The organism is Clostridioides sp. ES-S-0006-03, assembly GCF_020662275.1.
Classification (GTDB): domain Bacteria; phylum Bacillota; class Clostridia; order Peptostreptococcales; family Peptostreptococcaceae; genus Clostridioides.
On the sequence record NZ_JADGMM010000001.1, the window covers coordinates 460,573 to 485,791 of the forward strand.

Annotated in this window: 24 protein-coding genes and 1 riboswitch; of the genes, 13 read left to right on the top strand and 11 right to left on the bottom strand. The window is 25.8% G+C overall.

Annotated features, from left to right (window positions below; translation table 11 throughout):
* The first annotated feature begins 106 nt into the window (after positions 1-106).
* Positions 107-1,102, top strand: a complete 996-nt coding sequence (locus tag IR151_RS01980) for a GGDEF domain-containing protein (RefSeq protein ID WP_227432717.1) — start codon at positions 107-109, stop codon at positions 1,100-1,102.
* Between the two features lie 143 nt (positions 1,103-1,245).
* Here IR151_RS01980 and IR151_RS01985 read toward each other — a convergent pair whose 3' ends face one another.
* The 6 genes from IR151_RS01985 to IR151_RS02010 all read right to left on the bottom strand — a co-directional run bounded on the left by IR151_RS01985 (position 1,246) and on the right by IR151_RS02010 (position 7,356).
* The gene (locus IR151_RS01985; RefSeq protein ID WP_227432718.1) at positions 1,246-2,844 is read right to left on the bottom strand and encodes a sensor histidine kinase; all 1,599 of its coding nucleotides are present in this window, start codon (positions 2,842-2,844) and stop codon (positions 1,246-1,248) included.
* On the bottom strand, positions 2,813-3,529 hold the full coding sequence (locus IR151_RS01990; RefSeq protein ID WP_227432719.1) for a response regulator transcription factor: 717 nt from the start codon (positions 3,527-3,529) through the stop codon (positions 2,813-2,815). The genes IR151_RS01985 and IR151_RS01990 overlap by 32 nt, the downstream gene beginning before the upstream one ends.
* A gap of 184 nt (positions 3,530-3,713) precedes the next feature.
* On the bottom strand, positions 3,714-4,514 hold the full coding sequence (locus tag IR151_RS01995; RefSeq protein ID WP_227432720.1) for a PIG-L family deacetylase: 801 nt from the start codon (positions 4,512-4,514) through the stop codon (positions 3,714-3,716).
* Positions 4,515-4,924: 410 nt separating this feature from the next.
* Positions 4,925-6,124 carry a hypothetical protein gene (locus tag IR151_RS02000; RefSeq protein WP_227432721.1) on the bottom strand — a complete coding sequence of 400 codons (1,200 nt, stop codon included), beginning with the start codon at positions 6,122-6,124 and terminating at the stop codon, positions 4,925-4,927.
* Between the two features lie 30 nt (positions 6,125-6,154).
* Positions 6,155-6,757, bottom strand: a complete 603-nt coding sequence (locus IR151_RS02005; RefSeq protein ID WP_227432722.1) for a DUF3794 domain-containing protein — start codon at positions 6,755-6,757, stop codon at positions 6,155-6,157.
* Between the two features lie 26 nt (positions 6,758-6,783).
* Positions 6,784-7,356 carry a DUF3794 domain-containing protein gene (locus IR151_RS02010; protein ID WP_227432723.1) on the bottom strand — a complete coding sequence of 191 codons (573 nt, stop codon included), beginning with the start codon at positions 7,354-7,356 and terminating at the stop codon, positions 6,784-6,786.
* Positions 7,357-7,554: 198 nt separating this feature from the next.
* Here IR151_RS02010 and IR151_RS02015 point away from each other — a divergent pair, with 198 nt between their 5' ends.
* The gene (locus IR151_RS02015) at positions 7,555-8,160 is read left to right on the top strand and encodes a DUF3794 domain-containing protein (protein WP_227432724.1); all 606 of its coding nucleotides are present in this window, start codon (positions 7,555-7,557) and stop codon (positions 8,158-8,160) included.
* 508 nt (positions 8,161-8,668) lie between these two features.
* Here IR151_RS02015 and IR151_RS02020 read toward each other — a convergent pair.
* Complete coding sequence (locus IR151_RS02020; RefSeq protein WP_227432725.1) at positions 8,669-9,472, bottom strand: hypothetical protein; 804 nt, start codon at positions 9,470-9,472, stop codon at positions 8,669-8,671.
* A gap of 611 nt (positions 9,473-10,083) precedes the next feature.
* Entirely contained in the window at positions 10,084-10,260 is a 177-nt protein-coding gene (locus tag IR151_RS02025) for a hypothetical protein (protein WP_227432726.1), read from the bottom strand.
* A 52-nt stretch (positions 10,261-10,312) separates the two neighbouring features.
* A riboswitch (cyclic di-GMP riboswitch) is annotated at positions 10,313-10,409 on the bottom strand.
* A gap of 209 nt (positions 10,410-10,618) precedes the next feature.
* Here IR151_RS02025 and IR151_RS02030 point away from each other — a divergent pair.
* Positions 10,619-10,996 carry a BlaI/MecI/CopY family transcriptional regulator gene (locus IR151_RS02030; RefSeq protein ID WP_227432727.1) on the top strand — a complete coding sequence of 126 codons (378 nt, stop codon included), beginning with the start codon at positions 10,619-10,621 and terminating at the stop codon, positions 10,994-10,996.
* 394 nt (positions 10,997-11,390) lie between these two features.
* A complete protein-coding gene (locus IR151_RS20070) occupies positions 11,391-11,516 on the top strand; it encodes a hypothetical protein (protein WP_255606499.1) in 126 nt (41 codons plus the stop codon).
* A gap of 641 nt (positions 11,517-12,157) precedes the next feature.
* On the opposite strand, the gene IR151_RS02035 is transcribed toward IR151_RS20070, so the two are convergent.
* Positions 12,158-12,334, bottom strand: a complete 177-nt coding sequence (locus IR151_RS02035; protein ID WP_227432728.1) for a DUF6530 family protein — start codon at positions 12,332-12,334, stop codon at positions 12,158-12,160.
* 895 nt (positions 12,335-13,229) lie between these two features.
* Here IR151_RS02035 and IR151_RS02040 point away from each other — a divergent pair.
* From IR151_RS02040 to IR151_RS02060, 5 genes are all read left to right on the top strand, one after another.
* Positions 13,230-13,922, top strand: a complete 693-nt coding sequence (locus IR151_RS02040) for a response regulator transcription factor (RefSeq protein ID WP_227432729.1) — start codon at positions 13,230-13,232, stop codon at positions 13,920-13,922.
* 195 nt (positions 13,923-14,117) lie between these two features.
* The gene (locus IR151_RS02045) at positions 14,118-16,187 is read left to right on the top strand and encodes a sensor histidine kinase (RefSeq protein WP_255621451.1); all 2,070 of its coding nucleotides are present in this window, start codon (positions 14,118-14,120) and stop codon (positions 16,185-16,187) included.
* Positions 16,188-16,655: 468 nt separating this feature from the next.
* Positions 16,656-17,084, top strand: coding sequence for a hypothetical protein (locus IR151_RS02050; protein WP_227432731.1), 429 nt, complete (start codon positions 16,656-16,658; stop codon positions 17,082-17,084).
* Positions 17,071-17,661, top strand: coding sequence for a TetR/AcrR family transcriptional regulator (locus IR151_RS02055; protein ID WP_227432732.1), 591 nt, complete (start codon positions 17,071-17,073; stop codon positions 17,659-17,661). The genes IR151_RS02050 and IR151_RS02055 overlap by 14 nt, the downstream gene beginning before the upstream one ends.
* Complete coding sequence (locus IR151_RS02060; RefSeq protein WP_227432733.1) at positions 17,654-18,397, top strand: DNA alkylation repair protein; 744 nt, start codon at positions 17,654-17,656, stop codon at positions 18,395-18,397. Before IR151_RS02055 ends, IR151_RS02060 begins: the two co-directional genes overlap by 8 nt.
* 195 nt (positions 18,398-18,592) lie before the next feature.
* Here IR151_RS02060 and IR151_RS02065 read toward each other — a convergent pair whose 3' ends face one another.
* The gene (locus IR151_RS02065) at positions 18,593-19,681 is read right to left on the bottom strand and encodes a DUF2185 domain-containing protein (protein WP_227432734.1); all 1,089 of its coding nucleotides are present in this window, start codon (positions 19,679-19,681) and stop codon (positions 18,593-18,595) included.
* Positions 19,682-20,122: 441 nt separating this feature from the next.
* Here IR151_RS02065 and IR151_RS02070 point away from each other — a divergent pair, with 441 nt between their 5' ends.
* The 4 genes from IR151_RS02070 to IR151_RS02085 all read left to right on the top strand — a co-directional run bounded on the left by IR151_RS02070 (position 20,123) and on the right by IR151_RS02085 (position 24,481).
* Positions 20,123-22,042, top strand: a complete 1,920-nt coding sequence (locus IR151_RS02070) for a BglG family transcription antiterminator (protein ID WP_227432735.1) — start codon at positions 20,123-20,125, stop codon at positions 22,040-22,042.
* Between the two features lie 12 nt (positions 22,043-22,054).
* On the top strand, positions 22,055-22,333 hold the full coding sequence (locus IR151_RS02075) for a PTS sugar transporter subunit IIB (protein ID WP_227432736.1): 279 nt from the start codon (positions 22,055-22,057) through the stop codon (positions 22,331-22,333).
* Between the two features lie 145 nt (positions 22,334-22,478).
* The gene (locus IR151_RS02080; RefSeq protein WP_227432737.1) at positions 22,479-23,738 is read left to right on the top strand and encodes a PTS ascorbate transporter subunit IIC; all 1,260 of its coding nucleotides are present in this window, start codon (positions 22,479-22,481) and stop codon (positions 23,736-23,738) included.
* A gap of 2 nt (positions 23,739-23,740) precedes the next feature.
* The gene (locus IR151_RS02085) at positions 23,741-24,481 is read left to right on the top strand and encodes an SIS domain-containing protein (protein ID WP_227432738.1); all 741 of its coding nucleotides are present in this window, start codon (positions 23,741-23,743) and stop codon (positions 24,479-24,481) included.
* 227 nt (positions 24,482-24,708) lie between these two features.
* Here IR151_RS02085 and IR151_RS02090 read toward each other — a convergent pair whose 3' ends face one another.
* A complete protein-coding gene (locus IR151_RS02090) occupies positions 24,709-25,131 on the bottom strand; it encodes a DUF3284 domain-containing protein (protein WP_227432739.1) in 423 nt (140 codons plus the stop codon).
* Between the last annotated feature and the right edge of the window lie 88 nt (positions 25,132-25,219).

A 25,219-nucleotide genomic window follows, 5' to 3' on the forward strand; every position in this document is an offset into this window, starting at 1 on the left:
AAGCATAAAAAATATATTATGTATAGATATAAATTTTTTTCTTTAAACAAATACACAATGTCATGATATAATAACTTTATTAGAACGATAAGGGGATAATAATATTATGTTTAAGAACAAATATGTTGAACGTGTTGAGCAGTTTATAAATGCATATTTTGTAGAGAGGGATGTGAAAAAATGTATGTCTTTTTTTCACAAAAATATATGTTGGATTGGTACTGGAAAGTTTGAAGTAGGGAATAGTATTGAAGAGGTAGAGTATTTATTAGAAGAGTATGTAAAACAATCACCAGATAGTTTTATTTTAGAAAAGTTATGGCTAGATAGTAAAGAATATTCAAAAAATTCACATACTGTATTTGGAGAGTATCTAGTTTGTAAGAAAACTAAAAAAGGCTATAATTTTCAAGTAGAAATAAGAATAACATACTTATGTGTTGAATATGAGGGAGAAATATTAATAAGTAGTGTTCATAATTCTGTTGCAAATGATTTACAAAAAATAGGTGAGTATTTTCCGATAAGTTTAATGGAAGCTGAAAATAATAGACTAGAGGCCATTATTAATGAAAAAACAAAAGAAATAGAAGAGCAAAGAGTTATGTTGTTAGAGGCAAACAGAAAACTTCAGCAACTGGCTATTACGGATGAATTAACTGGTTTATTAAATCAAAGAGCCATTATGGGAAATATAAAATATACTGTTAAAGATAATTCTAAAAATTATGCAATAATGATAATCGACATAGATAATTTTAAACATGTAAATGATAATTATGGGCATCTAGTGGGAGATGAGGTTATAAGAGTGATGGCTTACATCATTCAATCATTTAAAGATTACTATCTATTTGCTGGTAGATATGGTGGAGATGAATTTATTGTTTTGACAGAAAATATAGAAAAAGCAATTCATATTGAATCTAAAGTTCATAATAGTCTACTTAAATATAATTTTAAAGAACTTCAATATAAAATAACTGTAAGCATTGGAATTTCTGAATGGATAGACTTTGATTCCTTTGAAACATTTTTAAGCGAGGCAGATAAAAAATTATATAAAGCTAAAAAATCAGGAAAAAATAAGACTATATATTAGAGCAAGTATATAAAAATAAGTATATATGTATATTAAAAATAGTTTTATGATTTTAATAAGGTTGTAAATTACAAGTTAACTATTTATAGCATGTAATTTAAAATAAAAATTATTTTGCAATTTACAACCTTATATATTTAATATTAATTAATTTTTTTAAAAGCAAGGGTTACCTTAAATAAATCAGCATCTATAATTATTTCCATAGTTGCATTTTGTAATTCAATTATATTTTGAGAAATTGATAAGCCCAGACCAGAGCCATCTGTATTTCTGGATATATCACCTCTTCTAAATCTTTCTATTAATTCTTCTGGTTTTAGATTTAATTTATCATTTGAAATATTTTTAAAGGTTACTATTATATTTTCATCTTTTATAAACATATCTATGTAAACTCTAGTATTTTTCATAGAATATTTTAGTATATTACCAATTAGGTTTTCAAAGACCCTCCAAGTCTTTTTTCCATCTATCATAGTAAATACAGAGTCTTCTGGTGTTTCTATTATAAAATCTAAATTACTGTTTTGAATTTTATCTTCAAGTTCTACTATACTTTGAATTAAGAGTTCTTTTATATCAGTCTTTGTTATATTAAATTCAACATCACCACTACTAAGTTTAGAAGCTTCGAATATATCTTCTATCAATAATTTTAATCTTTGTGATTTTTTATCTAAAATATTTATATAGTCGTTTATAGTTTCTTTATCAAGGTCGTTACTTTTTAACATATCTACATAACTTAGTATAGATGTAAGTGGAGTCTTTAAGTCATGAGATACATTTGTTATAAGCTCAGTTTTCATTCTTTCACTTTTTATATTAGCATCTACAGCAGCTTCAAGACCATCTGTTATATTATTTATGCTTTTAGATAAAGCAGATATTTCATCATCTCCTATCACTTCCAACTTATATTTTAGATTTCCATTTTCAATGTTTTTTATATTTTTTGAGATATTATTTATGTAATTAAACTTAGTAGATAAAAAGTTGTATATATAAGAACAAGCAATTATACTTACAAGTGTAAATAAAACCTCTATAACTATAGCATTAGCGTAATATATACGCATAAATAATACTAAAGCTATGTACTGAATAACTGCTTGTATAACTATAGAGATTAAAAATGCTATAGCTAGTTTCTTATTTATAGTTTTTCTATTATATCTGCTAACAAGATCTGAAAAGAATCTACATGTTATAGACATATCTTTTGGATTGTAGCCACCATGCTTTATGTTTTCATATATTATATAAATTACAGATAGAATAATAAAATTAAATACAATTAAATTTGTATTGTAGAACATTTTAGTTTTTGTAAATATGTAAAATCGTAATGCTAAAAGTATTAAAATTAATATAAGTGTAAACTCAATCTTTACATTGGAAAAGAAAGTGATAATGTTTTCTAAGAATTTAACTTTATTTTGGTTATTTTTTTTATAGAATATAAAAAATAATATAGCCAATATACAACTTAATAATGCAATACCTTCACAAATAAATTTCAAATTTGTTTTTGATAAATACAAAGGAGGCCCAAAGTAGTAAAAGCAAGGTATAGCTACCTCATTGTATAAATATTTAAATTCATTAATATCAATAAAGTTATTATTTAAATCGTATATTGTCTCAAATAATATAGAAAGCGATAGAAATAATAGTAATAATAAAATAAATTTTGCTCTTGAATCATTAATAATTAAGTTTTTCAATTTTGTAACCAATACCCCACACCACCTTTAAATATTTTGGTTCTTTTGAATTTACTTCAATCTTTTCTCTAATTCTTCTAATATGAACAGCAACAGTTCTTTCGCAGCTATAAGCATCTTCGTTCCAAACTTTTTCATAAATCTCATGAGAAGAGAATATTTTTCCTTTTCGTGATAGGAGAAGAACAAGTATTTTATACTCAAGAGGTGTCATTTTAACTTCTTCACCATCTAAAGAAACTATTTTTGTATCTGTATTTAGCTCAAGACCTCCACTTTTTAAAATATAATTAGTATCATTTGAATTGTTTGTATTACTAAAATCTCCTAAGTTTATATATCTTCTAAGCTGAGATTTTACTCGTGCAGTAAGTTCGAGTGGATTAAATGGTTTAGTTATGTAATCATCAGCACCCATATTAAGGCCTATAATTTTGTCCATATCCTGTGATTTTGCAGATAAAAGTATTATAGGAATATTCTTTTTTTCTCTTATCTTGAGAGTAGTCTTAAGACCATCTAAATTGGGCATCATTACATCCATTATTATTAATTTAATATCATTTTCAATTAATATGTCCAAAGCTTCTAACCCATCATATGCTTTTAAAACGTTAAGATTATCAGGTTTTAAATAGAATTCTATAGCATCTACTATTTCCCTATCATCATCTACAACCAATATATTTTGATTCACTTCATTAATCCCCCTCGAAATTTTATTTTTAATCAATTTTTATTTTATACTAAAAATTGGTTTCAGAAAACAGTAAGTATATAAATTGACTAGCTCTAAAAATATATTAACAAATATAAATAACAAAGGAATTTCATAATTATTAAGAATTTATAACAAATATTTATTTTAAAATAAATATTTGTTATAAATTAGGAGTGTGGAGTATAGCAGGAACATTTTTATCACTTAATAATTTATCAAAAGATTTGTGGTCAGATTTATAACCAATACCCTCTCTACATTCTGATTCATCAATAAGTTTATATTGTTCACATGCATTTTTAACTTTTTCATAGTCCTCAATAGAATGAGCTTTATAAACTATCTTGTTGTTAAAACTTATTTCATGAGCAAACTTAGGTTTTACAAAGTATTTGGCATCTTTGATTTGACCAGAGTTATATAGACCTTGAATAACAGAGCCATTTTTTATGTGTTGTAAATGGTCATCTAACTTGTAAGTATGTGCTATATGGGTTACACTTTTAAATTTTTTTTCAAAAGTAATTGCAATTTCTTCCATAGAGTTAAAATTAGTAGTACCATTTACATTTTTTTCTGGTAAGATTATTATGTTTTCTCTTTTTACTCCTAGATTATTAAGAGAAGCTAAGAACTCTCTATTTCTGTATTCTGATTTTTGGCTATCTGTAAGAGTTTCATATTTTTTATATCTATCAAAAACAGATATACCACATCCAGTAGATACTAAAACCACAAATACATTATTTTGTCCTCTTTCTTTTACAGCATTTACAATAGCACTACCAGCCCACAATACCTCATCATCTTGATGTTGAACATAGAAAACAACATAATCTTTAAACTTTCTATTACTATAATTAACATAGCTATTAAAACCTGTTAAAATCAAGCATAAAACTAAAATGATAGATAAAATTCCATACTTATTTATAGTAAACTTCTTGTTTTTAAGAGTCATTTAATCATCTCCTGAAAAGCTGTCTTACTTATATTATCAATCAAAGTATTAAAAATTATTTCTTAAAAATCAAAAAATATAGAGTAGATTAATGGAATAAAATTTTTTGTTAACTAAACTAAAAATTAAAAAAATTTATATAGAAGTAAGAAAAAAGAAGGGGTGGTTTATTGGAATAAACTTATAAATAAGCTAAATATCTACTTGACGTTTTATGAATTATTGAATCTAAGCGTACGTGGCACAAAGACTATTTTTTCATTGCTTTCATTTAGTGAGGTATTAAGTATTTAAACTAAATTCAAAGGCGTAAATTTGGTATTATTAACGCCTTTGAAAATTTAGATACTGTTATTAATTTGGTTTGTTTATATTACTTTATATAGTATACTAGTAAAATAGTATTAACCTTAATTACACAACGATTTTAATTGTGCTTTTAAGAATAATGTTATATTTTTAAATATAGTTCTTTCATCAAGATCATTTACATATATATCTTCAATACATGAATCTACAATAAATTCCTCACATAAATCCACTTCTATGTCTAACTTAGGATTATATCTGTAACCATTTATTGTAACTACTGGTCTTCCAGGTGGTGAAATAACTATTCCTTCTTCATATGTCAAGCATTCAAATTTGGCATATGGAATTATATATGCTAAAAATGGTACTTCATAATGTGCAGAATGAACTGATTGTTCATCTACTAGAGCAGTATATACTATTTTCTGTTTTAATAAACCATTTACTATTAGTTTTCTTCCATTTAAGCATGTTCCTTCAGCATTTTGTAGTATTGCAAATGCACTAGTCTTGTCACAATCGATTGGTATTCTACTTAAACTTTCAACAAGTATAATTAATATACCATTTTCTCCAATTAATATCTCAAATGAAGGTGTAATGATATTATTAATTATTGTTTGTAAAGTTGTTATTAATATTTCTATTAATGGTCCTTCAAGTGTACTAACTGTTTCAAATATATCATTGATAACAATTTGTATAGATTTTAGTAATCTTATTAAATCGTCTGTTCTGCATATTATAGAATTAAGAGATTCGCATACTATTCTTGCTATATCAGTTTGAATTGTATTTAACAAATTATCAATATCAAATAAAATAGAATTCACAGATGGTTGAACTAAATCTAGTAATCTTTGTAACTTAGCTAATAAAGGATTTATAATCTCACCTAATCCAGGTATTAAAGGTATAGCATCCTTAATTGTTGATATTAAATCATTTATTCCACCAATCAATGTATTAATTGTTGTCTGTATATTTGTTGCTAGAAACGCATCTAATATAGCTTCTATTTTATTCAATATATCCAAGCTAATATATAAATTATATGATTTATATGCAAATGGAGTTTCTATAAGTTTTACTGAAGTAATTGTTGCACTTGCATAAACTTGATCTATATTTTCTATATCAGGTTTTAATCTTGGGATGGGAAGTATCTCAGGAATTGAAATCTCTGTCCAATTTAAGTTTTCTTTTTTACATCCATTCATATTTAATTTTGATACATCACATATACCTAAAGTTTTGATATTAAAGTCACATTCACAAGTTTTTTTATTACATCCCATTTTTATTCCTCCTCATTTTATTTAAATTACTTAACATATTTTTGATGCCTTTATAAAAATAGTTGTATTTTTAAAGACACTTCTTTCTGATAATACACATGCATATATGTCCTCTATATATGCTGTTATTTTAAATTGTTGGTATAGTGGTGTATTTTTCTCTATTATTATAAATACTGAAAATGGTATATTAAAATCTGCAGAATGAACTGATTGTTCACCTAGTGCTGCTGTATAGATTATTTTTTGTCTTAGTAGTCCCTCTATTATTAGTTTTTTTCCTGTCAAATTTGTACATTCTCCATTTGGTATAGTTTCTCCTGGGATATAGTATCCATTACATGAGCTGTATCCGTTTACTAAAGGTGTTTTTATTACTCTTTGAGATATTATATCTACACAAGAATGTACTTCAACTATATCTTCTATATTTGGCTTTTGTGATGGTATATCTACTGTTTCTGATACAAAAAACTCTGTCCATTTGTTTTTATCTTCAGGACAGGGGCATTGCAAAACTTTTTCTATTTTTGATTCTGGATAGACACCAACAATATTTAATATCTTATCATCGCAACAGCATTTATCATGGAATTGATAAGATGTGCCATTTGTATAATTAGAATTTAACATTTCCTCTACTCCTTATTTTTATAATTTTATAATGTATTTCTTGGTATTGTATATAATAATAATGTTGTATATTTCGAGATAGTTCTTGCATCTAATAGGCTTACAGACAAATCTTCTATACACGCATTTACTTGATAGTCTACATCAAGTGAGTCTAATTTCATTGATTTTGTGCCCTTATTAAAAGTAATTTTCTGTGGTATAACTATATAGCTTGAAAATGGTACATAAAAATGTGCAGAATGAACTGATTGAGATCTTTCATCAGCTGTATAAGATATTTTTTGACACAATTCACCCTCAACAATAATTTTTCTTCCTGTAGAGATTTTTCCTTCTAAGTTTGGTATAAAATCACAATTAGCATCTAAAGGTGATACAGGTGTTTTTACTACTTTTGTTCTCAATATATTCACTGATACATTAACTGAATTTATCTGTTCAATATCTGGTTTTTGTATTGGGATACTTAATGTTTCTGGTATATACATCTGAAACCAATAAGGATATTGACTTATAACCTGTGTAACATCGTCTATGTCACATAAACCGCTTACATCAATTAAATCCATATTACAAGCACATGCATTACTATTCATATTTATCTCTCCTTATATAATTTATTGAAAGTTTTTACCTCTCAATATAATTTATTTAAATTTCGACTTTTTGTTACATGTTTTTAAGATTTTTTATTTTTTTAGCCTTTTTATAACAATATATGATTTTATATCATATATAAAATGTATATAGAAACTTTAATCTCTATATAATTATAAAATTAAGGAGATATTTATATGAATGAAAGTATTTTAAAAACTGGAATTACACCCTTAGAAGACTATCCAGATAACAAATGTATGAAATACTATAAAGAATTTATAGAAGATGATATACTATGTGTTCCAACACAAAAACCAGATATAGAATGTATTAATGAAGTAAGTGTAAAGATATGCATAGAAGATAAGGAGATTATTAACACTATACTAGGGCCAAAATTAGTTATAAAAGGATTTAAAAATATTAAGGTTATATATACAGGAGATAATTGTCAGCAGTCTCTTCATTCTGCACATTGGAGTATACCATTTTGTCAATTTATCTTGCTAAAAGATTTGAGGTATGATAAGTGTGATAATATTATAGAAACTATTTTTGTTGGAATAGAGAATATTTATGTAAAACACTTTGATTGTAGAATGATTGATTTATCACTATTATTTATAATTTGTCCACAACTTCGTAATTGTAATAATTGTAAATGCTGTAGAAGTTATTGTATGCATAATCCAAATTTATGCTATTATGATAATGATGACTGTTCAGATAGTTGTAATAATGTTACACAATGTAAATATAGTCTTAGTGATAAATATAATAGTAAAATTAGATACAAATAAATATTTAAATAAGAGACAATAGGTATATTTACATATATTTATTGTCTTTTTATTAAATTAAAGTCAGTTTCTATAAGAGAAAATTTAACAATTACTATAAATAGATATATAATAAATTAATATAATATAGTATTATTAAACTTATAATTGTTACTATTTGAGTTAAAATATTGGAAAAAATTATATATCAGTAAATTTAAGATAATAAAAAAAGACCTCAATTACATATAAAAATAAGGTCTTTTTATAGATTTCAAAAAAGTAAAAATATTATAGATTTTTACTTATACAAAAGAAGCTATCTCTTTTAGATTTTTAAACCTATTGAAGTAACTTCTTCTGTATTATAGTTTGTATATTATTATAAAATATTTCAAATAGCTAAAAAGTCATATTATTTGTATTATTCTATATATTTAGCTATCAAAATATATTAGATAAAAATAACAAGTTCTATTATAGTTAATAGAGCTTTTGAAAGATTTTATTTTGTATAAAAATAAGATTTTTAGTAGTTTCTATTACATTTACATTTTTTTGTATAGCATTGTTTTTTGTACTTATCAAAGCATTCTTGTATATCATCTTCATAATTGTTTATATAAGATGAGTTTTCATGATAAATATTACAATAGTCACAGCCGTGATGTTCATCATGTTTACATTTTTTTGAACCACATTTTATAAATGCAATGGCTAATTTAATTAGTTCATCAATTAACTCTTCTATTTCATCCAATTCTTTTTCTAAATCACAAATTAGACAATCGCAGAAAGAAGATCTTACATCTTTTTCATCATTGCATGAAATGCAATCACTACAGAATATTAACAGTATAATTATTTTAGCTATAATAGATATTATTAAAAGTATAATTTGTACCAATAAGCAAAATAATTTTCCTACTAAAAATTCACAGTTATCATTACAACTTATTTGTCTTATAGCTTCAGCTAAACACTCAGACAATCTAAAAGCTCTTTTTAATTCTTCTCTAAGTTTGCAGTTTTTTACATAATTAGAATCTATTAGAGATTCTAATTCTTCGGAAAGTTCATTTAATATGCCATTATCTAAATTGAAACTTAAATCTTTCTGAAAATCTAATTTAACTTTTGCATCATATAAATCATAACTTTCGCCAACTAAAAAATATTTTATTATTCTCCATATTTGACAAGGTGTTAAATAAACTCTTGTATTTGCATCTAAATATTTCTCCTCTGTTAATCCAATTACTAATTTCATTAAATCACTAGAATATGATTCTAAATTATTTTTATAATATTCTAAACTCTTTGTATTATCCACTCTTTACCACTCCTATATATATATTAGGATAAATTCAATATCCTAATATATATATATGACTTGAGTACCTTTATGATACAAATAAAAACAAAATTTTACATTAATATATATAAAAATGCTATTTCCAATTGAATTATATAATTTTTTTATATTTTGTGTAAATATATGAATAAACATGTGAAAGAACTTTTATGCAATAGAGGTATAATAACTAAATTTAAGTATCCCTTAGATATAGATAAATTTATAAATTGTAATGGTGATAAATAATAATTTTGTTGTAAATGAAAATGATGTATAGAAGGCATTAACTAATATTATAGAAGTATTAGATTCTAAAAATAAAGAAATTAGGGTAAATACAAATATAAATATATTAAAAGTCTAACTTATTTCAGACTTGAATAGAAACAAAGTTATGTACGAAATGAAGGCAAACAGCAGTCCATGTGTTCTTTGATTTCGTACTTAAATAAAATCTCAAAATTATATCATGTTTTAATAAAAAATAAAACTGTGAATGCTAGAAATATATTTTAATTAATTTTTTAACAGAATAGTATTTAAAAGTAGATAAAACTAAAAAGGGTTTTCTAGAAAATAAGGTCTATTTAATTATACTTACTTACCAATACCATCACTTGATGCAAACAAGATTCTACTATATTTTCTCCGTATTCTAGTACAAAATCATCTAACTGTGTATCTATAAAATCACAATAATCATATGAACTACCAATATAAGCAGTTAACATATGTGTACATCTATCCACTTTATCTCTAAACATATATTATTATCCCCCTAAAAAACTTTCATAAAAACAAAAAGAAAAATATCTTTTTGGCAACTGGCTGACATAACTTATAATATACTTTACAAGTCTTAGTCCCTATAGCTTTGCGTCACTAAATTTCTCTAGTTTTGCCGATTTAGTTTTATTCTACAACTACAATAATACAACAGAATTAGTTATTATTCAACATGATTGTTTGAAAATTGGATAAATTTATAAATATGAACGTCATTTTACTTAAAAAAAACATACTAAATATATAGATTTTATGGTAAAAATTACCTGTATCAATTATGATTAGAAGCTTCTATTATTAATTTGAACTAGACAGAATTTGAGGGAGTGACAAAATGTGGAAGAAGAAATATTAATAGAACAGTTAGTAAGAGCAGAATTTGTGGTAATGTGCTATCTATGGGAAAAAGATTCTTTGATATCTAAAAAAGAAATAATAAGAGACATAAAGCAGATATATGGATGGCATAAGAGTACAATAAAAATAATATTAAAAGGATTAATTTGTAAGGATTTTTTAGCTAGAGATATTATAAGATTTCAATCGCATTATAAAATAATAATAACTAGTGAAGAGTATGATACTTTCAAGAAAAAAGTATTAAAATCTACTAAAAACAGAAAAATTATACGTTCTCTTACGACTACACATAAGTCCATAAGTAAAGAAAAACTATATTATTTAGAAGAGTATTATAGGAATTTTGAAGAATGACTTGGAATAAATTGCAAAAATATTTATATAAATTCTCTTGTTTAGAAAACTTTATTGAGATAGAATTTATATATATATAAATCAATAATTTAAAAAATGAAAATGATAGATAATTAAATAATAAAAACAATGAAGGTATGAAAGTATAAGTTTTTGTACCTTTATTTTATTTATTATTCTGAACATATTTTAAAGATAAAAAATGTAGATAATATATCATTAATTAAAAAATAACAAAGAAATCTAAATTATGAGAGGTATATTTATAGAAAATAATGATATTAAACTTACAATATGTATATTTGCTTTTGTAATTGGAATAATAGTGTTATTTTGCTGTATAGCCTTAGGGCAATTTAATATAGATTGTATTATGTGACAAAATGGTGGAACAATGGATACCAACCAATACAATGTATATTTAGAACAATCTATTTCACAATATAGAAATTTTGGTTCTATATTGGCTTTACTAGGAGGAATAGGAATACTGTTTGATAAAAGTGTTAGAAAAGATTAAAAGAGTAAAAAATATTCTTAGTGATTATATTTTTGGTGTAATTAATACTAATAGAGATTAGAGTAAAGATATATAAGAATAAAGAAGCACCTACTTAAATGGTAGGCGCTTTTGCTTTGTTCAAATTTGCTTAGTTAAATATATAATAGGTAAAATATGTAAAAGTTATATGTTATAATCTTTTTAGCAAGAAGATGTAATCTACAATTTATAGAGTGGAGTTCATACAAAAGATTATCCTCCCAAGGTATAGAAGGGAGGTGAATATGTATGGATAATTTTTTACAGGGCATACTAGCCAGTTTAGTTGCCAGTTTAATAGTTTACTTATATTAGTAAGTTATTTAAAAAAGTAAAAAGCCACTCTGGCAGGAGTGACTTTAGTTTTGAACTAAAAATCAAGTTCAAAAAGAATAAACATTTAGTATTTTAACTTCACTCTACGTCTAAATAGATTGTAGTTCTTCTTGCTTTTATTATACCACAAATTGGTACACATATTCAAAAATAATATTATTATGATATAATAAAAATATAGAAGTTTTGTAGTGTGCGATTTTTCTACTAAAGTATAGTTTAACAGTTGGAATATAAGGTGTTGAGAGACTTTGATAAGTGTTATCAATTGCACTATTAGCCACTCACTGCAAATTTAAGAGAGTTGTATATGTGTAAGTATTGGAAATGCTCAATTTGTTTTGGGGTTTTTCTAAAGACAAAGCTTTTGCATCAGAATTGTTTGCATACTTTCCATCAATTCTATCATGATTATCTACTGCTACTATAGGTTTATGTGACAAATACTCAGCTACTCTCATTTTATCAATATCCTTTTATTTAAAAATTTTATTAAATTCATTCTAATAAACAATATAATAAATGCCAATAAAATAAATAAATTTATTAGTAACATATTTAGTAATTATATTGAAATAACTAGATTATATAAAAAATACAACTAAGGTATATGCAATTCATATAGGTTATATGGTAAAAATTAGATGGATATATTCAGCTAAATTCTCTTATTTGAAAAACTTTAGTGATAGTGGATGAAGATAAATTAATTGAACTCGAAGAATATTTTAAGAATTTGAAATAAAAAAATGACAAATAGATACATAATAAACAAAATGAAGGTATGAAATTATAACTTTTTCTACCTTCATTTTGTTTATTATTCTGAACATGTTAAAAAAATGAAATAAGTTTATCTTCTGTTTATATAAATTTTAATAGGATATGTATAGTATATAGTAGATAGGATGTATAAGAATTGAATTTAAATAAGTAGCTATTATTGCAGTGAAATAAATGCTTCTAATTATATTCGGGAGGAAGAATGGTGGAAGAAAATTAGTAAAATATGATTCTTCCACCATTCTTCCTCCTAGAAAATAAAAACTACTCAATAAGAATTTATATACATTAATTCAGCTGAATCCAATCAAAATACTTAAATGAAAGTAATCTGAAAACAACATAATTCAAATTAATTAATTCAAATAAACCTCAATTTATCTTAAATCTTAAGAAATATTTAAGATTTAGGATAATATTTTCTTAAGATTTATACTCTATTATATAGATATAAAGAAAAATTATAAAAATGTAAGATAATACAATATAACAATTTAGTCATTATTGAGAAAGGGAGTGAAAGATATTGTATAATAAATATAAGGATTATTATACAATAGAGGAAGTGAAAATATGTACAATATATTAGTAGTAGATGATGATAAAGAGATTGTTGATTCAATAGAGATATATCTTAAATCAGAAGGATTTAAAATACATAAAGCATATGATGGAATGAAAGCATTAGAAGTAATAACAAAAAATGATATCCATCTAATCTTAATGGACATAATGATGCCTAAATTAGATGGAATCAAAGCAACTGTAAAAATACGTGAAGAAAGAAATATACCAATAATTTTAATCTCAGCAAAAAGTGAAGATACAGATAAAATAATGGGATTAAACATTGGAGCTGACGATTATATAACAAAACCATTTAATCTATTAGAACTTGTAGCTAGAGTAAAATCAAACTTAAGGCGATATGTAACCTTAGGTAACTATGAAGATACATGTAAAGAAATTTTAAAAAGTGGGGCTCTAGAGCTAAATACATTGACAAAAGAAGTTAAGATTGATGGCGAAAATATAAAAATGACACCAATTGAATATAAAATAATTGAACTTCTTTTAGAAAATAAAGGACGAGTCTTCTCGATAGATGAGATATACGAAAAAGTATGGAATGAAGAAAGTTTTAATTCAGAAAATACAGTAGCAGTACACATTAGACGAATAAGAGAAAAGATTGAAATAAATCCAAAAGAACCAAGATTTTTAAAGGTGGTGTGGGGAGTTGGTTATAAGATTGAAAAATTTTAGCGGAAAACTTATGAAAGAAAAGAGTTTAATATTTAATTGCATTTTGATTTTAGTCGTTTTTACTTTTACACAAATATTAGGAATTCTTATATGTTTTAACTTCTTCTCAAGTAGCTTAGTGTACTCTATGGGAATTATGCTTGTATTGAATTTTATTTTATATAAGATATTGACGATGTAGATGAGGTGAACAACTTGGAAAAATATAGAGCATTAAAGTTAGTAGCATTAATAATAGTATCTATTTCGTTTCCATTAGCTATACTATTTGCATCAATAGGACTTGCTGAACCTAAACACAATATACAAAAAACTTCTACAAATAGTGGAATTTTTCGAATATCTGATGATTTTTATGACAGCAATATATTTGATGAAAGTACAATTCAAGATTTATTATATAATTTGAAACTATCTGTAAGTAGTGGATACACCAAAGAAGAAAAACTTAAATTAAATTATGAGGATTCAAAATCAGAAGGAAACGGAAAAAATGTTGCTTTAAATAATGATTATGATAACTTTGTAAATGATAAACTATCATCTATAGAATACTTAGACTCTTTAAAAAATGTAAAAATGTATATTAGAAATACATATACAGGAGAGTATTATACGAACACAATATATAATGATTTAGATGAATTTAAGCAAAACATAAAGGGTTATTGTGATGTAGAAATAATAGAAGGAGTAGAAAAAAGTTCCTATACTAAAAAACTAAATGGAAAAAAATCTGAATTAAATAATATCGATTTAAAACTAAATGGTATGGATAAAGCTTTTGAAGCCTATGTATCTTTTCCTAAAGAGTTAAGTATTGAAGATGGAATTGTATACAATAACTTTGAAACGTTTAAGCAAGCTACAGAAAAAGTGCAATTATTTTTTGTAGCTAGTTTAATTTTAGCTATTATATGTTTATTGTCCATTATATTATGTAAACGAATTAAATACAAGGCATTAAAGAAAGACAATGTATTTTTATTAATATACAATAAAATACCTATGGAATTTAATGCAGTAATAATAGTTACCTCAATAATACTTCTATTTCTGTATGTTATTGATACATCCTATGATATTTATATTATATTACTAATTTCTATAGCATCATTACTAATTTCAAATAATATATTTTTTATAACTGTTCAGTTAAGTCATTTAGAAAATAAAATATGTATATTTAAGTCAAGTATTATAGTAAGGGTGATTTTATGGTTAATAAAAACTGTAAGGGAGGTCATTAACGCTATAAAAAAAGTATCTTTAGCAAGAAAAGTTATTGGTATAGTAATAATATCTTTGGTTTTAACAATTGTAATTAGTGTTCAAAGTGTGAGCCTAGGATTGTTATTTTCTATATGTATATTTTTGGGTTTTGCACTTTATATAACCAAAAGGCTTTCTTATTTGAGTTATGTTATAGAAGGTACCGAAAAAATAAAAGATGGTGAATTAGACTATAAGATAAAAATTAGTGGAAATGATAATTTTACATCTTTAGCAGAAAATATAAATAATATTGGAGAAGGTCTGGATAAAGCAATAGAAGAACAGGTAAAAAGTGAAAGGATGAAATCTGACCTTATAACTAATGTATCTCATGATTTAAAAACTCCACTTACTTCTATAATAAATTATGTAGATTTAATTAAAAAAGAAGATTCTATACAACCAGAATATATAAACGATTATATAAATGTACTAGAATCAAAGTCAAAGAGGTTAAAATTATTGATAGAGGATTTATTTGAAGCAAGTAGAGTAAGTAGTGGAAATATAGAGTTACAAATTAGTAAAATTGATTTGGTGCAACTCTTAAGGCAAAGTATAGGTGAACTAGAAGAAAAGTTATCTACAAATAATTTAAGTATAAGACTAAATGTTCCAAATGAAAAAGTGTATATATGGGCAGATGGAAGAAGAATGTATAGAGTTTTTGAAAATCTATTATCAAATATAGCTAAGTATTCTTTAGAAAGTACTAGAGTTTATATAGATGTTTATGAAAATGGTGAAAATGTAAAGGTGGTTATGAAAAACATATCGTCATATGAGTTAAATTTTGACCCAAGTGAAATTATGGAAAGATTTAAAAGAGCTGACGAATCAAGAAATACTGAAGGTAGTGGGTTAGGACTTGCTATTGCAAGAGATTTAGTAAACTTACAAGGTGGAAAATTCTATATAGAGATAGATGGAGATTTGTTTAAAGCAAATTTAGAATTTCAAAAATATGAAGAAGAAATAAAGATATATTAAAATAAAATTTCAAGATATAATATAATTTTTACAGAAAAATTAAGATATTGAAAGGTTTCTTACAAAACAATTATATAGGTACTTTTAAAGAAAGGAATACTTTTAATTAATTTTATGAGAATATAGATAGATTTGTGTAAATATATTTTTCTTATTCAATATTACTGGAAATTTTGATATGCTCCCTTTATAAGTATACAGTTGAAATAATAACAACTGATGCTATGAAGGGAGTATATTTTTATGTCATGAAAATCTAAAATAGATTTTGAAATAAAAATTAAATCAGTTGAAATGTATTGTTTCGCCCCACTCTTGTTGTTCAAAAACGATAGTAACTGGAAGATTATAAGATAATTTAGATATTTCTTTTAAAATAAATTCTCAATCTCCTTTATTCAAAATATTTGACATACATACTGTACGTATGTTATATTGATGATACCAAATATAAAGGAGATTATTTTTATGAAAAATAGTTTTTATCCTGTACTAATGTGCAATGATATAAGAAAAGAAGCAGATTTTTTTATAGAATTATTTGATTTCAAGGAAACCTTTAATAATGATTGGTATATTAGCTTAAAAGACAATGATGAATTTGAGTTGGCATTGATTGATAGTTCACATGATTCAATACCTAAACTTTATAGAAAACAGTGTGAAGGCCTTATTCTTAATATTGAAGTTAATGACGTAAACACTGTATATTCAGAAGTAATTAGTAGAAAAAAATCATCACTTTTATTAGATATAAAAAATGAAGAATTTGGACAAAGACATTTTATTATTGAAACTCCAAGTAAAATTTTGGTTGATATTATTCAAATAATTCCGCCATCAAATGAGTATCTTAAAAATTATAAGAAATCGGGTAAAGAAAATGAACAAAAATAAAAAAGAATTAGCATCTATAAATACTACAAAAAATTTGATTGCTATTGCACGTAATCATTTTTCTACTTATGGCTATGAGAAGACATCATTAGAAGCTATCGCAGAAGAAGCTAATATGACTAGAGGTGCAGTATATCACCATTTTAAAAATAAAAAAAATCTATTTAAAGCAGTTTTAAATCTTGTTCAGTATGAAGTTGGATTAAATGTAGAAAAAGAAGCTATGAAATCCGAAGATATATGGGAACAGTTAATTTTAGGTTGTGTTGGATTTGTACAATCAGCTACTTTAGAATCTAACAAAAGAATATTATTAATCGAAGCACCCAATATTATAGAATGGACAGAGTGGAAAAAAATGGATAATGAGAATTCTGTTTTACTTTTGGAAGAACAACTCTTAGTTGCTCAAAAAAATGGGAAATTAATAGAGTTTGATATTCATATGATTTCACATATGATTTCTGGTGCATTAAATGATTTATCTATTTTTCTTGCAGAAAGCAATATTTTAGATAAAAATCAAGTTTATAAAGCGATTTCTCATTTATTGACAGGGTTTAGAAAAGATGGCTAAGAAAGTGAAAGACTACTATGACATTGAATATGTAAACTTCTTAGCTGAAAAAATAAAATCAGTATATCCAGAATTTATTATTAATGAGTTTTTTTCACTAACAAAACCAACTATTGAATTGTTAGAATTCAATGAAAGTCAAGAGTTATTAGCAAATGCTTTAAAAAAGTCTATCAATTTAAACTATTCAGATACTATTAATGTTTTTGAGAATATATTAGGTCCAGAGTTAGAAGGCAGTTTAGGCATGTTTACAGAGGGTTATTGGTTATGGCCCATTGGAAAGTATGTAGAGAAGTTTGGTGGAGAAAATTTTGAAGTAAGTACAACTTTCAGTAAGGAGTTGACAAAAAGATTTACTAGTGAATATTGTATGCGTACTATAATAAATAATTTTCCTGAACAGTCTATGGAATTGCTTTTAAAATGGAGTAAAGATAGTAATAAAAGAGTTCGTCGATTAGCCAGTGAATGCCTCAGAATACGGTTGCCATGGGCAAAAAAAATGTATGTTGCCTTAGAATACTTTGATACTTATTTTGAATTATTGTCTAATCTAAAAAATGATACAGATAAAACAATTCAAAAGAGTGTAGCAAATAATCTAAATGATTTATACAAAGAAGAGCAAGATAAATTTGAATTAATTATTTCTAGTTGGCAAACAGAAAATATAACAAAAGAATGTCAATGGATTATTAAGCATGCTTCAAGAACAAAAAATAAAAAGAAATAATGTTTGTAGTATTTATATTCAAAAATAGGTCTAAAGATGATATCTTTCTAATGAAAAAAGGTAATTAAAAAGTAATTATAAAAAAACTCTATAAGAAAATTGTATTTTTCAAAATATTTTCTTATAGAGGCAAACATATATTGTGTATAATACTAATATTAATGATAAATTTAAACTGATAATCAACCTAATATCTTAAAAATATGTTGGATTCATAAATGGGATTACAAGTTCTGCGACCTCTCCATCTGCATCAAGCCCCCAATATCCGCTGTAAATACCATCACCTATACCGCTTGTGAACATAATTAATCTGTAGGATGTTTGTGGTAATTTTAAAAGTAAGAAATTGCCATTTTTATTCTGTAAATTTGGATGCATTTCATGACTTTTTTGAAAAAGTGTTGCAAAATAATCATTATATTTGTTTTTACCTGGATTTTCATTTTGCCATTTTGTTATAAAATTACTATACTCCTTTGCAACTTTTGCGTCTGAAAAACAGGCTAATCCTGTATCCGCACCAAAGAAAGTCCATGCTCCTGACTTTCCAAAATCTTCGCATTTCTTTCCCTTTGGCATTGCAATTTCATACCTGATAGGTTTTTTGTCATTGATAATCAATCTTGATGCTGCAATTCTAAGTCCTGCAATTTTAGAATGGCAGATAGAAATTTCTACCGAATAACTTCCTACAGGTATTTTTCTTTCTAAATAAGTCATATATTCACTACCTAAATACGCAAGAGGGTCTGCAAGGACAACTTCTCCACTTGGGAAATCTGTTTCTCCTATAATGAATGGTTCAAGTTTCTCACTTCTTTGAAACAAGCTTTGAAAGAATTCTATTGAATAGTTTTCCTGATTTAGAAATTTTAGGTTTTTTTCAAATGCTATTTGAGCAGGATGTTTAACTTGTTCTCTAATTTCTTTTCCTGTATTTGTATCAATAAAATATTTTCCACTTTTATTAGAGTGAAATTCTAAATCAGTTCCTATGGGCATATAAAAAATATTCAAAGTAGTTGGTTCAACGTTAATAAGTGTATTAAAATCTACAATTGCCATATTCTTGGGATTGTCTACATACTCTTGTGTATCTGTATCACCAAAAGCAATCCATCCATTTCCAAACTCACTATGCTCTCTAAAAAGCCACCTCAGTTTTGATGTTCCATTGAGAATCGATTTGCTGACAATACAGCCACCTGCCCCAGTAATATACTGCTTTACTTCTGATTTTTCGACTTTTGTTTCTTTTTTATTTTTTCTAAACAGTTCCATACGAATTCTCCTTACTTTCAAAAATTTCTTGATAATAAATATAATAGACATTATTTTATTTGATGGTTGATTTGTTATCTTTCAATTTATTTGTTAAATATATCGTATCATACCTTCATACTAAATTCTGTGTTTTTCTGATTTTAGCAAAGATACTTATTTCAATCTGTATGGTAATAATTGTATTTGATTGTATTAAATCATTACAGTACTATTTATTTAAGTAGACACAACTTAGGGATTTTTTACTCAGTATAGATTGTTTTTTTGAAAAAATAATCTATGCCATTCCCATATTTTTTAAAAAATACTTTTTAGTATCATTTATCTTTTAGATTAGGGTTAAACTGTGCAAAATTATAGAATAAGGTAAAATCATGTGCAATTATTTGGTATGGCACTATGTATGTAAAATATAGATAATAAAATTAAGGAGGCAGTATGAAGGAAAGGGCTAAAAAAATATTAGATTTTATTATTAAAAATAACAATGTAACATCACAAGAGCTACAAGAAAAGTTTAATGTATCAAAAAGAACTGTTTATTACGATATCCTATCTATAAATGAAGAACTAGGAAAAAGAGGTAATATAAAAAATATAAAGCACAAATTTATATTTGAAGGTAACTTAGGTAATGTAAGAAAAATAATTTCAGCTGAAGAAGATAAATTTCTAGATAGTGAATATAGAAAAACTTTTATATTAAACAAGATATTACATGATGAAAAAATATCAATAGAAAAACTAACAAATGAAATGTTACTTTCAAAAAACACAGTAGTACAAACAATAACTGATATAAAAAAGCACCTTCAAACAATGGGACTAAAATTAGAGTACAAGGGAAAGTACAAAGTAATAGGTGATGAATATGTTATTAGAGAACTTTTCTTGCTACTTACACAAGAAAATGTATTAGAAATTAATTCTATAAGTAAGGAAGTAACTGACTTTGATACAAAGGGATGCATAAACCTTACAGATTACTCTTTATTAAATTTAACTAAGTTTACAAAGTTTCTAAATAAAAGAATAAGAGATGGGAAAACCTTGTATTCTTATAAATATCTAAATGAAGCTAAAAAAATTAGTTACTTTAATAATTGTAAAGAACTTTTGTGTGAAGAAGCTAATGAAAATGAACAAGCCTATGTATGTGCTTATGTAAGTTCACTTCCTAGTTTAAATAGTGAAGTTAAGGAAGATGTTGTTGAAGAATATGTAGATAAACTTATAGACAAGTTTGAAGTAAATACAGCAATAAAATTAGAAAGTAAACATGAGTTTAAAAAAAATATTTTAAGGCACTTGCATTCTTCTTACAACAGAATAAGATTTAAGTTTCCTATTAGCAACCCTATGCTAGACGAAACGAAGTATAAACATAAGTCACTTTATAAGATTATAAAGTCAATTATAGAAAATGAAGAAGAGTTTCCTGTATTTGAAGGTATAAGAGAAGAAGAAATAGGATTTATAGCAGCATATTTTGGAGGATACTTAAGAGGTTCTAGAGATAATGGTCTAAGAAAGAATAAAGTTTTACTAGTTTGTCCTAATGGTCTTATGGTATCAAAGAGTTTGGAAATACAGCTATACAAATACATACCAACTATAGAAATAGTAGGTATAGTATCTATTAAGCAACTAAAAGAAGTAAATATATACTATGATTACATAATTACAACCATAGACATACAAAATGTAAGTAATGTAATAGTTGTGAATCCTCTTTTAACAACATCAGACATTCAATTACTGATGAACAAACTCATAAGTGTAAAAGAAAATGAGAAGTATTTCAATCTTGAACTGATAATACAGGCGATAAGAAAAAATGGAGTTATTAATAACGAAGAATCATTAAAAGCTGACTTATTAAACATAATACATAAGATAGATGAAGGAGAGATGTATCAACCAATGTTAAAGGAATTAATTAATGAAGATAGGGTCAATATAATAAAAAATGTTAAAGATTGGAAAGAAGCAATAAAAATAGCCTCAAAACCATTGTTAGAAGACAACTCTATAGAAGACTTGTATATAGAAAATATGATAAAGTCAGTTGAAAAGTATGGACCTTATATTGTTTTAGCTGATAGATTTGCTCTACCACATGCAAGTTCTAAAGAAGGGGTAAACAAACTTGCCATGTCTTTACTTATAGTAAAAGATGAGGTTGATTTATTAGGAAAGCCAGTGAATATATTTATGGTACTAGCTGCTATAGATAACACTACTCACATCAGAGCATTAGCATCACTTTCAGAAATGATGTATGAAGAAGAAAATATAAATTTAATAATTAATGGAGACAAAACCTCAATACTAGAACTTATAAATAAACAAAATTAGGAGGAATTTAAAATGAAAATATTAGCAGTATGTGGATTTGGTGTAGGTTCATCAATGGTATTAAAAATGACGATACAAAAGGTTTTAAAGCAGTTAAGTATAGAAGGTGAAGTAGAAAATACAGATATAAACTCAGCTAGAGGAGCTGATTGTGACTGTATATTTACAAGCCAAGAATTATTAAATGAATTAAAAGGAACTTGTAATGTACCAGTATATCCAGTTAAGAAGTATATGGACTTAGCAGAAGTTACAGAAGTTGTTCAAACCTTTTTAAATGATAAGAAATAGTATAAATTTAAAAAAGTAAATTTAAAAGTAAATTTAAGTTAATCGACATAAAATAAAAGCTTACTGAAATTAAAAATAGTAAGCAAGAGAGGGGGATTTTAGTGGTAGAAAACTTAAATAGTTAACCTATCACTAAAAAAATATAATGCTTGATTTTATTTCAAATAATATTTTACGTAATCCGTCTATGCTAATTGGATTAATAGCAGCATTTGGTCTTATATTACAGAAAAAGAAAGCATCAGATGTTATAAAGGGGGCATTACTTGCAGCTTTTGGAATCATAATTATGGAAACTGGAACAGGTATGTTAGTCAGTTCGATAGCACCAATTAATGGAGCTTTCCAAAGTATAAGTGGTGGTGCGGTAACAGAAGGTTTAAGTGATGTTACTTTTACTGCAAGTTATGGAGGAGTTATAGGTTTGGCTATGTTTGTAGGTCTAGCTCTTCATTTAATGATAGCAAGATTTACACCTATTAAGACAATCTTCTTAACAGGTCACATGCTTTACTGGTTTCCGTTTATATTTGTAGCATCAGGAGTTGAAGCTGGATTAGGTGGTGGAGTATTAATAGCTTTTGCAGCAGTACTATCAGCACTTTACTGGTCAATAATGCCATGGTTATTAAGAAAGTATGTATTTGACGTTATTGGAGATGAATCTTTTACACTAGGGCATCCAGCAGGTTGTTTAGCACTTGTATCAGGGTTTGTCGCTAAGTTAGTAGGAAATAAAGAAAAGTCTACAGAAGATATAAACATACCTCAAAGTTTATCATTCTTTAGAGAAATATCTATAAGTGGTGGAATGGCAGTATTTTTAATGTTTATAGTTGTTGGAATAGTAATACCAGGGGCATTTAAGGATGCTAATGAGTTTATTGGAACATATGCAATAAAGCAAGGTCTTTCTTTTGGGGCAGGTCTTATAATCATGCTTCATGGGGTAAGAATGTTAATAAATCAAATAATGCCAGCATTCCAAGGCATATCAGAAAAAGTTGTACCAAACGCACTACCAGCTTTTGACTGTCCAATACTATTTAACTATAAGCCAAATGCTGTATTAATAGGATTTTTAGTTGCTATGTTAACATCTACAGCTATGATTTTAATATGTAACTATTTCAATATATTTAACATGTTAATTATACCACTTGTTATAACTTCATTCTTTGAGTGCGGAGCAGCAGCAGTAATAGGAGAATCGCAAGGTGGTATACGTGGAGCTATAATAGGTACAGCTGTAGCTGCAATACTTATGGTAGCTTTAGTAGGAATATCTGCTGTAATTTACTCAGGAACTATTAAAAACTGGATACTAATATTTGGTGGTAACGACCTTTCATTATTTGGTATAATCAGTAAGTTTATAGGTTCATTATTTGGAGGAGTATTATAAGTATGAAATTTAAATACATAGATGAGATAAAAAGATTAATTGACATAATAGAAAATGAAGAAAAAGTCAATATGGAAAAAGCAGTACAAATCCTTGTTGAGGCAATAGAAAACAAAAGTGCTATATTTTCCTTTGGGGCTTCACATGCAGGAATACTAACAGAAGAATTATTCTACAGGGCAGGTGGATGTGTTCTTATAAATCCAGTATTTGCAAAGTCTCTAATGCTAGATACAGCACCGATAACTCACACTAGTAAGATGGAAAGGCTAGAAGGATATGGTGCAGCTCTAGCTGATAAGACTCCAATTAAAGAAGGAGATGTAGTTATAGTTCACTCAGTATCTGGTAGAAATCCAGTAAGTATAGAGTTTGCTATAGAAGCTAAAAAAAAGATGGCAACAGTAATATGTATAACTAATTTAAATTATTCAAAGAGCGTATCTTCAAGACATTCTTCAAGAAAAAATCTTTATGAGATGTGTGATTTAGTAATAGATAATCATGGTCAAAAGGGAGATGCCTGTGTAGACATAGATGGACTAAATCAAAAAGTTAGTCCAACGTCTACTGTAATTGCAACCACTGTTATGAATTCTATTATAGCTCAAGTTACTCAAGAGTTAGTTAATAGAGGGTTAAAGAATCCACCAATTTTTTATAGTGCAAATATAGACGGTGGAGATGAGTTAAATAAGAAGATTTTTGATGAGTATAAAGATGTAATCTACTATGAGTATTAAGGCGAATAAAGTATTTCAATAAGATTCAAAAGGTCTTAACAATGTAAATAAGTAGTATCTAAAAAAGCTGTAGGTAAAATCTACAGCTTTTATTATTAGGTAATCGCATAGAATAAAGATAATTAAAAGTACTCCTTATTTATCTTATAGTATAAATTATTTAACTATTTAATTTCTATAATAAATATATTTAATTGTTTTTAAGTACAATAGTATTTAATTTATATTTATGAATTAATCTTTTTATTTGCTAGTTCTAGTTCTAATTTTTTTATAAAATTATTAAATTCATCTGGTTGTCTTTTTCCAAATAAGATTCTTACAATAAGTGAATTAATTTTTCCAAATATATTTCTATCACTTTCACTTTCAGTGAAAATAAGTTTTGTATTTTCTAAATCAATATGTATAAGTTCATATCTAGTAATAAAACTTTCTCTGTTATTGCTTGTTTTTATCTCATATATTCTATTCTTCTCAAAATTAGTTATTTCAACCTTAAATCTTTTATTATTTTTTTGTTGTACAAATGTACCTACCGCCCTCTTCTCGTTAAAATTAGGGAAATTTAGTCTTGCAGATTTTATAAATATATTAAATATATCTTTTGCAGAGTATTTCAATAAAGCTTCAGATTTAAATGTTTTCATATTATTTTCCTCTCTGTGTGTAATTTTAATACTTGTAAATTATTTTTATAAATAAAATAGTATAATATGTCATATAAAGTCATGCCTC

Coding starts and splice junctions, on each gene's coding strand:
- IR151_RS01980 (WP_227432717.1), top strand. CDS start 107: ATGTTTAAGAACAAATATGTTGAACGTGTTGAGCAGTTTATAAATGCA.
- IR151_RS01995 (WP_227432720.1), bottom strand. CDS start 4,514: ATGACTCTTAAAAACAAGAAGTTTACTATAAATAAGTATGGAATTTTA.
- IR151_RS02000 (WP_227432721.1), bottom strand. CDS start 6,124: ATGGGATGTAATAAAAAAACTTGTGAATGTGACTTTAATATCAAAACT.
- IR151_RS02005 (WP_227432722.1), bottom strand. CDS start 6,757: ATGTTAAATTCTAATTATACAAATGGCACATCTTATCAATTCCATGAT.
- IR151_RS02010 (WP_227432723.1), bottom strand. CDS start 7,356: ATGAATAGTAATGCATGTGCTTGTAATATGGATTTAATTGATGTAAGC.
- IR151_RS02015 (WP_227432724.1), top strand. CDS start 7,555: ATGAATGAAAGTATTTTAAAAACTGGAATTACACCCTTAGAAGACTAT.
- IR151_RS02025 (WP_227432726.1), bottom strand. CDS start 10,260: ATGTTTAGAGATAAAGTGGATAGATGTACACATATGTTAACTGCTTAT.
- IR151_RS20070 (WP_255606499.1), top strand. CDS start 11,391: ATGGATACCAACCAATACAATGTATATTTAGAACAATCTATTTCACAA.
- IR151_RS02035 (WP_227432728.1), bottom strand. CDS start 12,334: ATGAGAGTAGCTGAGTATTTGTCACATAAACCTATAGTAGCAGTAGAT.
- IR151_RS02040 (WP_227432729.1), top strand. CDS start 13,230: ATGTACAATATATTAGTAGTAGATGATGATAAAGAGATTGTTGATTCA.
- IR151_RS02050 (WP_227432731.1), top strand. CDS start 16,656: ATGAAAAATAGTTTTTATCCTGTACTAATGTGCAATGATATAAGAAAA.
- IR151_RS02055 (WP_227432732.1), top strand. CDS start 17,071: ATGAACAAAAATAAAAAAGAATTAGCATCTATAAATACTACAAAAAAT.
- IR151_RS02060 (WP_227432733.1), top strand. CDS start 17,654: ATGGCTAAGAAAGTGAAAGACTACTATGACATTGAATATGTAAACTTC.
- IR151_RS02065 (WP_227432734.1), bottom strand. CDS start 19,681: ATGGAACTGTTTAGAAAAAATAAAAAAGAAACAAAAGTCGAAAAATCA.
- IR151_RS02070 (WP_227432735.1), top strand. CDS start 20,123: ATGAAGGAAAGGGCTAAAAAAATATTAGATTTTATTATTAAAAATAAC.
- IR151_RS02075 (WP_227432736.1), top strand. CDS start 22,055: ATGAAAATATTAGCAGTATGTGGATTTGGTGTAGGTTCATCAATGGTA.
- IR151_RS02080 (WP_227432737.1), top strand. CDS start 22,479: ATGCTTGATTTTATTTCAAATAATATTTTACGTAATCCGTCTATGCTA.
- IR151_RS02085 (WP_227432738.1), top strand. CDS start 23,741: ATGAAATTTAAATACATAGATGAGATAAAAAGATTAATTGACATAATA.
- IR151_RS02090 (WP_227432739.1), bottom strand. CDS start 25,131: ATGAAAACATTTAAATCTGAAGCTTTATTGAAATACTCTGCAAAAGAT.